This is a genomic window from Paraferrimonas sp. SM1919 (assembly GCF_010993985.1).
GTDB lineage: Bacteria > Pseudomonadota > Gammaproteobacteria > Enterobacterales > Shewanellaceae > SM1919.
This window is the reverse complement of record NZ_WINH01000010.1, coordinates 118,187-131,801: the sequence shown is the minus strand read 5'-3', so window position 1 is coordinate 131,801 and position 13,615 is coordinate 118,187. Positions and strand designations below refer to the sequence as shown.

The 13,615-nt window shown below is 41.1% G+C and carries 11 protein-coding genes; 4 read left to right on the top strand and 7 right to left on the bottom strand.

The annotated features are described in order from the left end of the window. Positions 1-163: 163 nt before the first annotated feature. The 4 genes from GFB48_RS08060 to GFB48_RS08045 all read right to left on the bottom strand — a co-directional run bounded on the left by GFB48_RS08060 (position 164) and on the right by GFB48_RS08045 (position 6,314). A complete protein-coding gene (locus GFB48_RS08060; RefSeq protein WP_163933700.1) occupies positions 164-2,725 on the bottom strand; it encodes a heparinase II/III family protein in 2,562 nt (853 codons plus the stop codon). A gap of 71 nt (positions 2,726-2,796) precedes the next feature. Further along, positions 2,797-2,943, bottom strand: a complete 147-nt coding sequence (locus tag GFB48_RS08055; RefSeq protein WP_163933697.1) for a hypothetical protein — start codon at positions 2,941-2,943, stop codon at positions 2,797-2,799. 26 nt (positions 2,944-2,969) lie between these two features. After that, the gene (locus GFB48_RS08050) at positions 2,970-4,358 is read right to left on the bottom strand and encodes an alpha-L-fucosidase (RefSeq protein ID WP_163933695.1); all 1,389 of its coding nucleotides are present in this window, start codon (positions 4,356-4,358) and stop codon (positions 2,970-2,972) included. 336 nt (positions 4,359-4,694) lie between these two features. Continuing rightward, positions 4,695-6,314: a sulfatase gene (locus GFB48_RS08045; protein WP_163933693.1), complete on the bottom strand. Its 1,620-nt coding sequence runs from the start codon at positions 6,312-6,314 to the stop codon at positions 4,695-4,697. A 392-nt stretch (positions 6,315-6,706) separates the two neighbouring features. Between GFB48_RS08045 and GFB48_RS08040 the strand changes: the two genes are divergently transcribed. Beyond that, on the top strand, positions 6,707-7,366 hold the full coding sequence (locus tag GFB48_RS08040) for a 2OG-Fe(II) oxygenase (RefSeq protein ID WP_163933690.1): 660 nt from the start codon (positions 6,707-6,709) through the stop codon (positions 7,364-7,366). Between the two features lie 133 nt (positions 7,367-7,499). Further along, on the top strand, positions 7,500-7,742 hold the full coding sequence (locus GFB48_RS08035) for a hypothetical protein (protein WP_163933688.1): 243 nt from the start codon (positions 7,500-7,502) through the stop codon (positions 7,740-7,742). Positions 7,743-7,785: 43 nt separating this feature from the next. Here the strand turns inward: GFB48_RS08035 and GFB48_RS08030 are convergent, their stop codons facing one another. Both GFB48_RS08030 and GFB48_RS08025 read right to left on the bottom strand, forming a co-directional pair. Next, positions 7,786-8,394, bottom strand: coding sequence for a PolC-type DNA polymerase III (locus GFB48_RS08030; protein WP_163933684.1), 609 nt, complete (start codon positions 8,392-8,394; stop codon positions 7,786-7,788). A 143-nt stretch (positions 8,395-8,537) separates the two neighbouring features. Then, positions 8,538-11,174, bottom strand: a complete 2,637-nt coding sequence (locus GFB48_RS08025) for a polysaccharide lyase family 8 super-sandwich domain-containing protein (protein WP_163933681.1) — start codon at positions 11,172-11,174, stop codon at positions 8,538-8,540. 327 nt (positions 11,175-11,501) lie between these two features. Between GFB48_RS08025 and GFB48_RS08020 the strand changes: the two genes are divergently transcribed. Next, positions 11,502-11,852: a DUF413 domain-containing protein gene (locus GFB48_RS08020; protein ID WP_163933678.1), complete on the top strand. Its 351-nt coding sequence runs from the start codon at positions 11,502-11,504 to the stop codon at positions 11,850-11,852. 598 nt (positions 11,853-12,450) lie between these two features. Beyond that, positions 12,451-12,681: a hypothetical protein gene (locus GFB48_RS08015; protein WP_163933675.1), complete on the top strand. Its 231-nt coding sequence runs from the start codon at positions 12,451-12,453 to the stop codon at positions 12,679-12,681. A gap of 129 nt (positions 12,682-12,810) precedes the next feature. Here GFB48_RS08015 and GFB48_RS08010 read toward each other — a convergent pair whose 3' ends face one another. After that, a complete protein-coding gene (locus GFB48_RS08010) occupies positions 12,811-13,572 on the bottom strand; it encodes a hypothetical protein (protein WP_163933673.1) in 762 nt (253 codons plus the stop codon). Between the last annotated feature and the right edge of the window lie 43 nt (positions 13,573-13,615).

The following is a 13,615-nucleotide window of genomic DNA, read 5'->3' as shown; positions in this document are numbered from 1 at the left end:
AACGCCTGACCGATAGTCACAAAATTTAGCGACGCTATTAAAGTGCCTATTTGCCAAACATTGACTTGAGTAAACCCCTAACGCCTACCTGTGTTGCTCCCTACTATGTAAATAAGGCCAGTCATGCATTACTCGCCTTGCTTTAGTTGCGCTCACAATATTGTTAATGGGCCTTCAGTAATTTAATTTCTGCGTAGTTGTTATACATATACAACTTACTGTTACCGTTAGCTCGAATACGAACGGTTTTCACGGCTTTATCATGGTTAAGATAAAAGCGCTGAGAATGTTGGCCTAGATTGCTTACGCCGTGCAGCACTTTTTCAAATGTGTTGCCATCAGAGGATACCTCAACATCAAAATAGAATTCTCGTTGAAAACCATTGGCAAATTGAATGTCTAGGCCTTTAACAAAGGTCGCTGTTTTGAAGTTAGCATCTATGAAACGCTCAACACGCTCATTGTTATTTAAACTACTTGCCGAGTAGTAGGTAGTTAATTTGCCATCCCTTAGCTGGCTAACATCAAACTGTTCACCAAGGTCGGTGCTGAAGCTAAACTCGCTATCGTCAATCGCCGTCAGCTTTTTACGAAGCTCGACAAACAAAGTGCGCTTATCATTAGTAAGTTTGACCACTTTTTGCTGCTGATTATCCGCCAGTGAGAGCTGATAACGTTTACCTGCAAATAAGATGGTGACCATCTCCCCTTCAGGCAGTGTTATGAGATGGTGGCTATCGTTTACAGGTAGCGTTACCTTGTCACCATTTATAGATAATGTAAGGGGCGCCAACTGTCCCCTTGGCAATCGCCAGTTTTCAATATCTGGCAACGCTTTAGCTGAAAAATCAGACAACTCAGAGTCGCTGCCGATGCTATAACCCGCTACCGCAAATTTAAACTCGCCTTTACCGGTCAATTTAATCGACAACTTTTTTCTATCTGGAATAGGCGTGTCTTTAACCGGCAGCTTCGCCTTTACCAATGGTGCATCATCTACAATGGTAAAACGTGCCGTCTTTATTTCGCTGTGTAAATCTAACCGAAAACGCTTGTTGTTAATTTCGAGTAGCGCAGATTTGCCATCATTCACTAACTTAATGTCCGCTGGCGTATGATAGAACCAATAAATCTCACCGTTTTCTTTTAAAGTCACTTGATCTTGAATAAGGAAACGACGCGCCGCTCTGTCGTATTGGTATCCTCGCAACACTTTATCAGCCGCTGGATAAGCATCCGACAGGTCTATTTGGGCCATACTCATCAATGAATTGCTGTGCATATTGGTGATTTTTGGATGGGCAGTGACATCATGCTGATACCGATGGGGCTCGGGATTGATCACCAGTGTATTGTGGCCCTCCGGCGCATTTCGATAGTAATTAAATCGGTCAACATAATAGTTGAAATAGGGCCAAGCGTAATTGTCATGGGGCAGATCATTAGTCCAACTAATCCCTAAATCCTGAATTTGGAAAGTACCAGCATCGGCATGCCCATGGGAAACCACTGCGCGCCCGCCTTTAAAGCCTAAGAAGCTGCCAAAATAATCTTCCCAGTCACTTCTAATGGTTGCGTATTCCACATATCTAAAGTGGTTATCAAGGGGCAGAGTTGGTGTCGCAGTTTGATTCGCTAAGTCCTCAGAGTCTTTAGTGTACCAAAGCGCATGACGAACATCGGTTGGGGTTTGGTAGCGGTTTTTGATAGCAACAATACGCTGCAGTTGCCAAGGTTGATTACGTTGAGTCGCTAAATAGACAACCCATGGTGACTGTACAAAACGAGCACTTCCATTGGCAAAGTTCCAAGCACCAATTGGGCCTGTACCACTAAATAGGAAGTCATTTGCTTTAGCAATCGCTGCGATGTTTAACATTGAGGGAGCATCGACCAACGTTGCTGTTAGTGTGGCCAATAGGTCGACTGTACGCTCCATACCATAACTGAAATAGCCCATCCCCTCTTCAGCAGCACCATCGGGTGATAAACCTGACCAGTAGAGACTATTAATGGCATGCAGTGCATATGGGATAAGCTGTTGGCTTCGCTTACTAAATTTAGGGTTATCAAGTAACGCCAAGGACATAATTGCCATTGACCCATTCGCTTGGGAAGTATGGTTATTCGCATAAATGAAACTAGGATCACGACGGTTTGCCCACCAGATACGCTCTACTTTAGTGACATCTTCATACCAATCCATTGCCTGCCAGAAGATGCGCTCAAGTTCATTTTTGTGTGCTTGAGATAGCTTATCATAGTGCCAGTCATAAAGGGTCACTAACCCCATAATGGCATGAGACACACCTAAATCATCGGTTCGATAAGGCCATTTAGCATCTTTATCCACAACATCAATGTACTCTAAAGCTTTATCGAGAAAGCGCTGTTCTGAGGTCATTTTGTAGGCGTAGCTTAAACGTTGTAAACGCCCCTCCATGGCACGACTAAATGTCGCCTCAAGGGGTAACTCAGCGATGGCCTGCTCAATCATTTGTTGCTGGCTCTCATAGCAGTAATTGATAGCTGGGCAATCTTGCATATGCTGTTTAAATTGTTGCTTTGAGATTAATACTCGCGGTCTTGGCTGTATGGGTTGAGTCAATTGCTGACTTAGCTGTTTAATTTTTGCAATGCCCTTACTCATCGCATCTTGCTGCTCAACCTGATATCCGTGGGCAACCCCACTAACGAGTAGCAGCATAGAAAATATGTACTTCATACGACGTCCTAATTTCTTAAAAGAGCCCAGCTAGAGTGGCCTTTATCGTTATTTTTATCATTCAATTTTGTTCACTGATGCAGTGGTTGCTGCTCACGGTGGCCATCATCACTTTTGCCTGTTGATAGGCTGTGACCATTGGTCTGGATGATGGGCAATACTAATAGCCATCGAATATCAACAGTATCGACAGGCGAATATTGATACTTCGCCTGCAAGCGCTACCAACTATGATCGCAGCGAATTATCCTGCGTGATAATCTTCTTTTTGCATTTTCACTTTACCGGCAACCCGAATCGCGATAACAGTAACGTCTTGGTCTAATGCAGTTTCTGGTACATTCATATAAACAATACCCGGTGTTTTATAGCTGGTACCACGACGAATGGGCACCTTCTGGCCATTTCCCACCACCCAAGCACGAACAATTTGACTCTCTAAACCTTTAAGACGAATCGACCCATTTGGCTTGTGCTGAACGAAAAGGTATAAAATCTCATCTTCTGAATCGGTGTGTTGATAGTGGGCGCTACCTATCGTTGATGGACCATGGAAGTATTTATAATCCACACCTTTACGGGTGTTAAAGATGGCCTTCTCATGCTTGTTCACCCAGCGCCCTAACCCCTTAAGGATCGCCTCTTGTTCGGCTGGGATGGTGCCATCTGGTTTTGGACCGATATCAAGTAGCAGGTTGCCGCCTAAACCAATGGTGTCAGTGAACATATCAATAATATCTTTAGGGGTTTTGTAGTTGGTATCTGTTGGCTGGTATCCCCATGAGTCGTTCATGGTGGTACATAGTTCCCATGGAATGTCATTAGGCAATGATGCCAGTGGCACCCCCTGCTCAGGGGTTTCATAATCTTCTTGCCCGGGTAAGCGCGAATTGATAATTACGTTCGGATTGTATTCCCTTAACATCTTCGCGGTTTTATCACTTTGCCACATATCAGGCAGCCACCATTGGCCATCAAACCACCACAGATCAGGGTTGTACTGCTCGGCAAGTTCACGATACTGCTGGAAATTGAAATCTAGAAATTTCTGCCACTTTTGTGGAGACTCTTTCGGCTGATAAGCCCAAACATTTCGTTCCCGGGTGGGAAAATCTTTGTGACTCCAATCCATTAATGAATAATAAAGACCTACTTTAAGGTCATGATTTCTAAATTCATTAATCAGTGGCGTAAGCACATCACGCTTGGCCGGTGTTTTATTGGCGGTAGTGAGTTGGTGAGCTTTACTGTCCCACAAAGATACACCATCATGGTGCTTCGAGGTGACGACCGCATATTTAGCACCGCTGCCTTTAATAAGTTGAGCCCAGTATTTAGGATCGTAATTGTGAGCGGTGAAGCCATCCAGCTGCTTCATATATTCTTCATATGGCAACATACCGGTATAAAGAGACCAGCTCTCTGAGATGCCATTGACAGCATAAATCCCCCAATGGATGAAAATACCTAATTTGGCATCACGGAACCATTGCATACGCTCTTCGTATTGAGGAGTATGCACTCGCTCATTGAATGCTTTGGGAATTTCAGAAGTTGGCGCAGCTTCGCATGCAGTAGCTAAAGCCAATGCTACCCCAACCGCTAAAGACTTCAATTGATGAAGGTTTCGCATGGTATTTCCTTATTATTAGACTTATTTAACAACACCAAGCTAACATGGTGCATTTTAATAGCAATGGGTACTTTAAAGCCCTTCATATCCCTCTCAAACCCTTGCCACGATTGAGTTTGCTTTAATATCTAGCCTGTAAACACGTTTCATAAATGAAACCCAGTAATGATTCGTTGAAAAATAAAACAATACGCTTTCATTTATGCATCAAATTACTCACTACCATTACTCGGTAAGTTAGCTTGTTCGCTTTGGCGATACCCCATAAATAAACGGTCATTAGCAACCGCTTTGCGTGCCACCAGTAGCGCGTACGCCATCGCCTGAAGCCGCTGTTTAGATCTCTTTGTAGGCTTTGACCTTTGCCGCTTTGCCTGGGCCATCTGGAATTTCGTGCTGATTGGCATCAGGGCCATTGAGCTGTCGATACCAGTGGCTAGGTGCATCCGCTTGTGCTGGGCCGCCCTTACCTTTGTACACCGCTCCTGAGTTATATTTTTCGGTATAAGGGATGGTATGCTCACCTTTGTTATTCGCAAGCTGCGCAAACAGCTTCCTGCGCATTTCAACCTTAATGGCCGTTAGGCTTTCATCATCGATCAGGTTATGTTGCTCGAGGGGATCATTTTGAATGTCATAAAGCTCTTCGGTATCCCACACGCCATGGTATTGAATCAATTTATAACGCTGCCCTCGCAGTGCGAAGGTGGTTGGGGTATGGGGATAATTAAACTCCCAGTAGTATTCATAGAGAAGCTCAGTACGCCAATCTTGCACGGTTTCACCCGAGGCAATTGGCAAGTAACTTTGACCTTCAAATTGTTGGGGGCTCGCTAAGCCCGCGATATCCAAAATAGTTGGGGCAATATCTAAATTGGCCACAATCTCGCCCATGACCGAGTTCTTTTTAATGGTTGGGCCGACAATAAGCATAGGAACCCGGATCGACTCTTCATAGGCATTGCGTTTATCAATTAAGCCATGCTCACCGAACATAAAGCCGTTATCCCCCATAAAGATAATGTAAGTGTTATCACTTAATTGATTTTTGACTAGCCATTGACGGATTTTCCCCACGGAATCATCCACCGCAGCAATAGCTTGATGATAACGTCGTTTAAACTCTTGGACGTTAAAACCAGTCATCAGCTCTTCCATAATACCGTGATAAGGGTAATCAACACCGTGGTAACTATTACGCTGGTTAATTACCCACATTGGCTTACCTTTGCGGTTTTCGGCGCTATCTGGTTGAGTAACCGGAACAGGGATAGTGACATCCTGATACAGGTCTTTGTGGCGCTCTGCCGGGGTAAAAATGGAGTGCACTGCTTTATGGGAAAGGTAGAGCATAAAGGGTTTTTGTTGCGATTTGGTGCTTTCTAACCATTGAATTGAGTAATCGGTCAACTCATCGGTAATGTAACCTTTTTGTTGGACATGCTCACCATTAATGTTAAACAAACTTGGGTTGCCATACACATCTACAGGAGTGTAATTACCCTGTCCTTTAAAGCTTAGCCAATAATCAAAGCCCGGCTGTGGGTCATCACCATGCCCCCCCATGTGCCACTTGCCAATGAAGGCAGTTTGGTAGCCTCCTTGCTGGAGATATTCTGGGAAAAAACTAAGTTTATCAATATTACCGGCTTTATTATTATCGACAACGCCATGGTTGTGGGTATATTGCCCGGTTAAAATGGTGGCACGACTGGGTGAGCATAAAGAAGTCGTAACAAAAGCATTTTCGAAGCGAACACCATCATGGGCCATTGCATCAAGGTGAGGCGTGTTCAAAATAGGGTTAACCACGCCTAATTCGTCATAGCGCTGATCGTCGGTAAGAATAAAGATAATATTCGGTCTAGCTTGTGCCACCTTGGCTTGACTCTGTTGTTGATGACAGCCAACGAGCAAAATTATGGTCAGTGCTGCAATTAGAGTTTTTGTTATCATTTGAATTCCTTTTCAACACAGTGTTTACTTCACCTTTAATAAAGGTCGATTGTTACTGCATTATCGTATCGACCAAACCTATTAATATCAAAGACATAGGTTTCATACTTGAACTTTTCAGCAGTAACCTAGTTCAGCATATTTAAAAAATCGTTAAGGCGAGTTAATTGATGATTTGCAGCTTGGTCTTTTAAAGTCGTCGTCATTTCAACTTGCTAGCGCTGCTAGCCTCCTCAGTACCGCGCCCTTCCCATTGCAATCTCGCACTTAGTAAGTTGTGTCGACACGACAAATATTATTAGCTAGGCAATTTTTACTGTCTCACTTAATGTTCGCTTTTTTGGGCCCAATCAATTGTTGTTCCATTTACCATTCATTATTTTTTAACCACCATGAAAAACAAACTTATCTCATCATTTCAAAGGGATGACGAACTGTTTAACTATATTGCCGATGCTCTCTATAAGGAAGGATACTGTGTCGTTAAAAATGCGATACCTTCAGCCATGGCAAACGCCCTTGAAGGTTATGTTCAGGAGTTAACCGACTCACAATTTCACACCGCTAGAATTGGACGAGACCAGCAACAAATCAGCAATGATGCAATCCGTCGAGACAGTATTTATTGGATTAACGGTGCCAATGACATTGAACAACAATGGCTAGCATGGTGTGAAAAATTACAATTGCATCTAAACCGCTCTTTGATGCTGGGGCTTTATTCATTTGAAAGTCAAATAGCAAAATATGAGATTGGCGATTTTTATAAACGTCATGTCGATGCCTTTAAAGGTCAAAAAAATCGGGTGCTGACGTTGGTAACTTATTTAAACCGTGATTGGTTAGAACAGGATGGTGGGCACCTAGTCATCTATCAAGATGATAACGATACCGTTGGAACTCATATTTTGCCTGAGTTAGGCACCTTAGTGATATTTTTAAGCGAGCAATTTCCCCATGAAGTTTCTGCGGCTAATCGCCAACGGCACTCTATTGCCGGCTGGTTCAGGGTCAACAACTCTGCAGCGAATAGACTCGATCCTCCGCAATAGTTCAATTTTAAATTTTACTCGCTAACAACGGTTTTCATTCAGAGCATTTATCATATTGACAAAAATTTATGATTTTACCTAAGGCCTACTTAGCAATACATTGGCTTTACTTTCAAGTAAAAGGATAATAACAATGAAATATCTGGTTTTATTGGCTCTTTGTTTTGCAAACATTGCCTATGCTGATGAGGCACAGTCCTATGAAGAAAAGCCAAGCGTCGAATTTGTAAAAGACTCTTTCAACTACTGTGTTGATTACGCCGAGGGAGAAGAAAATGCCGACGCGGTTATCCTCGAGTGCGTTAATTTTGACATGGAGTCTTCTGGATTTAAGAAATTTGCTTCAATGTCTGAAATTAAAGCGTTTATTAAATAAATCTTTTGTGCCTCTACTTAATAGGGGCACATTTTATTGTGGGTTATAAACTTGTTAGGTACTGATATATCTTAGCTTTAGGAAGCTTTGATAGCTTATTAATGAGAGGCTTGTCCATTACTTGACCGTTTAGGTGACCACTGACTAATGCTAACATGTGCTGCCACAGGTGGCCGGTGACTCTGGCATCATCTAAGGCCCGATGAAAACAGCCTTGCATCGGTAAGTCTAAATACCTCACTAACTCACCAAGTTTATGGCTGGGGGCCTCTTGAATCAGCCTTCTTGAAAGTAATAACGAACAAAACATATCACCATTAAATTTTCTGTTTATTTTTGCCAACTCCATTTCTAAAAAACGCTGATCAAAGCTGGCATTGTGCGCCACTAAGTCGCAACCTTCAATAAACTCTGCAAACTCATTCATGACCACTGCATTAGATTGGGCTTGAGCTAACATGGCATTACTTATACCTGTGTAATCCTCAATAAAACTGCTGACCCTAAAACCAGGGTTCATGAGTTTAGAAAAATTGGACACTTCTACGCCACGCTCAAGTTTTACCGCGCCAATTTCAATCGCACGATCACCATTTTCGATGGATAAACCAGTGGTTTCAAAGTCAAAAATAACTATTGGAGTATTTAACAAAGGGAAATCTTATTTACGTTAGTGACTAATAAACAAGATCTTAAACCGTTCTAAAGGCTAAGTAAATTAACCAATGTGGCAGCAACATTAACTCATGAGATGGGGACAATTTATCCCCATCAACTTATTTAAAATAGTGACATTCAAGCTCTTTTCAGTGCTAGCGTTACTGTTTTGCCATCTTTACAACTCAGTGTCACAATGGTGGTATCTGCTTGATAACGAATTTTTGTTTTGGCATCAGTACTTTGCCAACGCCCTCTCAAGGTCACTTCTAGAGCGTGGGTTGCTGTTTGTGCATTATCATATTTTATGCCTTCTGCCACTTTTGATGGCTGCCAGCCTAAATCAGGCACACTAACAAACAATTGTAACTGCTTCTCTTGAGACTGAGTTAATACCAATGATTGCATATTAACGGTTTGCACTATCATATTATTGGGAGTAATTGACGTTTCATAAAAAGCATAGGCTTGAGCTTGTTGTTTTAAAAAGCTCACAGCATGAACACCGGCAGTGGACTCAACTTGATACCACTGTTCTAGCTCTTGAAGGGTTTTTAGTGGCGTTGTTGCTGCCTTCGATTGGGGTAAGACCACATATTCATAATAGTGAGCTTGTGGCTGGATCCCATGATCAAGATAAACACTGTAGTAATCGCCTGTGGTCTTTTTGTATCGTGGAGTTAATGACTGTTGTTGTTGCAGTTTTGCGTGCACTTTGGCATTCGTCTTCCTCAGTAAGTAACTATTACCCACGGCATCAATAAATGAGTGCGCTTGCTGACCATCTAACTCAATATTTATTTTTTTATTTAATGCTTTACCATTAAGCCAATTAACGGCTGATAGTGCCTTTGGTGTCACCTTGGTTTGGAACAACGTCGTATGCGTAGGATCAATTTGAGTACCCCCGTTAATATCTGTTCCAATGGCAATGATCTTATCATCAATAACAAAATAACTTTTTCTCGCAGTCAAATTAGTGGGTTTATCAAACGCTACAGCTTGTAAGTCAATAGCGAAGATCCCCAATCCTTTCGCACTTACACCACCAACAAATGTTCGTTGATTGTAATTACGCTGTGGATCTTTAGGCTTAATTTTATGTTGCGAGCGTAACTTGACTAATTCTCTCTTGTCACGCTTAACTATTGGATAGTAAGAAGCCGTTGTGCCTGGCATATGGTACCAATCAAAGCCATGTTCTATGTCAAGACCAGAGGCGACCTTGGTCATGGCTTGATCGCCCACTTGCAGTTCTAATAAGCCATAGGACCAATTTTGTCCGAAACTATTCTGACGCTTATTGATTGGCCCTTCGTAATCCCATAAATATTGACTGAACCCTTTAATTGTCGCCATCCACTGCTTGCCATGGACAAATCCAGCATTGGCATAGGGTTTGACATAGAGTCCTTGCGGAGATTGCAATTTAGGCGTGGCGGTTTTATCTACCTCAGCTAATAAACTGAAAATGCCTAAGCCTCTAATATCCACACCGCGCTTCCCCTCATAAAGAAGCTGAGCATTAGTGACGTTGCTTACAAATGTCTCATCATAAAACTCTTTAAAACTAGCCTGCATTTGGTGATCATTTATGCCATCAGGGTGGCCTAAGAAAGCCATTGCCTTATTAATCGCTATCGCTGCTGCGGCACTATCATTATTGATAAGTCGGCCACTCAGGCTATTAGATACGGTGTAGTTATGCATCATCTCCCTGAATGAAGTTAATGCTAATTTCAATGCTTGTTTTTGCTGCTCTGTATATTCAATGTCACCAGCCGTTAAATATATTAACTGTGCCATGGCTTCTAATGTAAACGGTGCATAAGCTCCAATGTACGCATTTTGATGATGAAAACCACTGCCATCAGGCTTAATGGTTCCTTGGGCACCCGGTAACACTGCAATATTGGTTTTTGCAACATTTATAAGCACATCAGCCATTTTTGCCTTTTGCACAGGATCGTCAAGGAGCAAAAAGTAAGGAACAAAATAATCCACAAATAAGCGCATACCATCAGCATTAAGATAATAGGGCTTCAGATTGTTATTTTGCTTTATTTTCCATGCCGCCACAGTCACGTCATTGGCATATTCAAAAAAGCTACCAGCCATAACCGCATTGTTGATCACCAAGTGTGCTAACACTTTACGGTATTTATCAAGCAATCGTGCTTGTTGAAGTTCATTGCGCATCAAAAATATTGATTGCGCTAAACCTCCCAAATGCAAAGACATACTAGATAAGTCACCGGCAGGTCTGTTAAATCCTTGAGCAAGTAATTTTTTGCTGATAGTACCACCATGATCCACTATCCATGCCTGTTCATTTACCCCCCGTTGATAGGCATATTCTAAAATATTCAAATACTGTTGTTTGATTTTAGGGTTTTTATAGAACTTATTTGAGGTTGGTGAAGGTGTATGATACGCATAAGCGAGCTTGGGTAAGGTATTAGTTAGCAACTCTTGAAACGCTTTATTTTGCTTGTCTAATTGCCGTTGGCTGGTATTGACTTTATCTTCTTGGTCTAATTTAAAGTCTAATTTAATTAACTGTGACCTATGACTATAATCATAATTTTCCGCATAAGTAACCGCTTCAGAGAACTGTTGCTGAAGATTTTGGTATACCAATTTAAGATGAGGGTGTTGTTGATATACCCCTTTATCCCATATTAATAAGTTATCAAACCGTTTTGCCGTGACGTCAGAGCCCAAAGCCACTGGACTGATCAGCATAACGGTGAACAACAATACTGTTAATTTCATGATGTATTGACTCCCCTAAACACCTGTTAAAGATACCAATCCTTGAGCGCTACAACTACTCATCATGGGTAAATCTAAGTAAACCATTGTAAAGCCGGTGAACTTACTTATAGGCGATATCTAAAAACGACTAAGTCTACTCAAAAAAGCCGATAAAAACCCTTTTGTATATTTAAAATCAGGAAGTTAATAGAAACAATTACCCTCCATGCCACCTATAAAAATTTTTTATCTATACGCTCAAAATCATTTGATTTCTTTCATTTGGGTTCAGCGTTAATGTGCAGCCAGTATCAATTCAATCTCTAAATTACATTTGAGGTAACCATGCTTAATACTGAAATCAGATTAGGTAGCAAACGATTTTTTGATGATAAGAACTTTCCTAGGGGCTTTGCCAAATCAGGTGATTTCACCCTAAAAGAGCATGATATTTTAACCGATTATGGTGACACACTGCAGAACTTGATGGCTGGTAACCTTCAACCAGAGAATAATGAAGAGGCCAACTTTCTAAAGGTATGTGACAAGCCTGCAAAAGCAAAATCAGCCATTGAACGTGCTTGGGTTAAATACAATAAGCTGGTTCACAATGGTAAAAAGTTCTATTCATTAAACGGTAAAAGTCGGGCGACTTCGACAAGTTATGACGAAGATTCTATGGATATTGATTCTTAGTCTGATTTTGATTTAACGTCGAAGATCGTCCTTCTTTGACGTTAAATCACGCCATTATTAAGGGCCTATCGCTACCTTGCCGTAAAGCTGAAACACAGCCTCTTTAATCCGAAGACGCATATCACCCCATTATTAGTGCACAATTTCATTGCAATTGTGGTTCTAAACTGTCACTACTAGGGTTCACCACCCAGCAAATTTAACCCTCAAAATATAATCATAAATAGTTATAGCAATAATCCTCTCAAGCTAGTCTAGGCTAAGAAACAACCAACAAAGAGTTGGTTCTCAACTTTCTTAGAAACGTTTCTTTGTCGGCTATCCACTTAACAATAATGCAGCAAAGGAACCGATCATGACGCTCTTCAAATTAATCTCGGCATTGGTGATATTATCATCTACAGCTGTAAGCGCTGTGGCAAAACCCAATACTAAGCAGGACATTTGTCATTATGATTAGTGACAGCTTCCATATGATTAATGTTAGTCTCAATGCCTAGATAAACACTTATCCAAGCATGGTGATACTTTTTGATAGTGCCTCCTAACATTACTTTGCCAGAAAAACCCACTTAATCAATGTCTCAGTTTAGGGGAAGTGGACAATACTTACTCTGCCGCCCCCGGGGCAAGGGGTGCCACCATTACTGATGTAAATCTTGATGGCATCGCCGATGTAGCTATTGCTAACGCGCTGGTATTCGGTGATGTGGCAGCATCAAACAACATTACTATAATGTTGGTTAATGGTGATGGCAGTTTCTTCTCCGTTTACACCATAAACGGCTACCGTAACAACGCTAGTATTGCATCCGGCAATTTAGATTAAAAATTGCGCCCATTCAATAGCAGGTGCGAGCGCACCTGCTGTATCAACCAATGGTGCTGGAAACTAGCGAATTTATTCACATGATTGCTTTGCCGAACACCTTCAGCGTTTTATTTTGTGCAATATTTACTAGCTAAATCTACCATAATAAATTCTTTTCTTTTCCCACTCATCAATTAATTGTTGCCTTAATTTAAAGTGATGATTGGCAGCTTCAGCATTTTTCCAAATAATATCACTGCCCTCAAAATCAAAACTATCAGGATACTTCTTCAAGGTAATGATCGCCGCCTGTGTCAATTTTGCTTTATACAACATATCCAATAAGTCATACTTATTTACATACCAAACTGATTGAGTTGCTCTAACAATATGGTTCCATAACTTAACACGTTGTTGCTTATCAAGTTCATCTGTGAACAGTCTAGATCTTAGCTGTTGCCTAAGATCAGACAAATTACCAACTCTCTTATTTAAAAAGGCCACCAGCTCATTCACCAGCCTTTCATTCTCTTGTAAATGAAAAAACGATTTGCTCGATTCTATTTTAAATTTGCTATTAAAGTTTTGGTGTTTTGTATAGATCTCATTAATTTCATGCAATATGTATTGATAGATAAAAGTATCTAAATACACTTGAAAGTTAAAATCCTCAGGATTATCTTCCGTTATATACTTATTTGACAGTAATTTAAACTTTTGCAGTATTTCTACCCTTTTTTGATGCTGCTCCATTTCATCTTGTAGAGTTCTAATTTCAACACTTTCTTCAACTATCTCTTTGTAGTCTTTAAAATATTGTTTCTTTCTAGCTTTAAAATCATTATCGACCCAACATCCCGACAATATAGTACTTACCATAAATAACATCAGAAAAGGTTTTAAATCCATTTTTTTACCCATTAGCTTTATTTATATACAATAGATAGAGTTC

What these genes read in the sequence shown, in the direction of transcription:
- GFB48_RS08040 (WP_163933690.1), top strand. Translation starts at nt 6,707, where the DNA reads ATGAAAAACAAACTTATCTCATCATTTCAAAGGGATGACGAACTGTTT.
- GFB48_RS08020 (WP_163933678.1), top strand. Translation starts at nt 11,502, where the DNA reads ATGCTTAATACTGAAATCAGATTAGGTAGCAAACGATTTTTTGATGAT.
- GFB48_RS08010 (WP_163933673.1), bottom strand. Translation starts at nt 13,572, where the DNA reads ATGGATTTAAAACCTTTTCTGATGTTATTTATGGTAAGTACTATATTG.
- GFB48_RS08060 (WP_163933700.1), bottom strand. Translation starts at nt 2,725, where the DNA reads ATGAAGTACATATTTTCTATGCTGCTACTCGTTAGTGGGGTTGCCCAC.
- GFB48_RS08025 (WP_163933681.1), bottom strand. Translation starts at nt 11,174, where the DNA reads ATGAAATTAACAGTATTGTTGTTCACCGTTATGCTGATCAGTCCAGTG.
- GFB48_RS08050 (WP_163933695.1), bottom strand. Translation starts at nt 4,358, where the DNA reads ATGCGAAACCTTCATCAATTGAAGTCTTTAGCGGTTGGGGTAGCATTG.
- GFB48_RS08045 (WP_163933693.1), bottom strand. Translation starts at nt 6,314, where the DNA reads ATGATAACAAAAACTCTAATTGCAGCACTGACCATAATTTTGCTCGTT.
- GFB48_RS08035 (WP_163933688.1), top strand. Translation starts at nt 7,500, where the DNA reads ATGAAATATCTGGTTTTATTGGCTCTTTGTTTTGCAAACATTGCCTAT.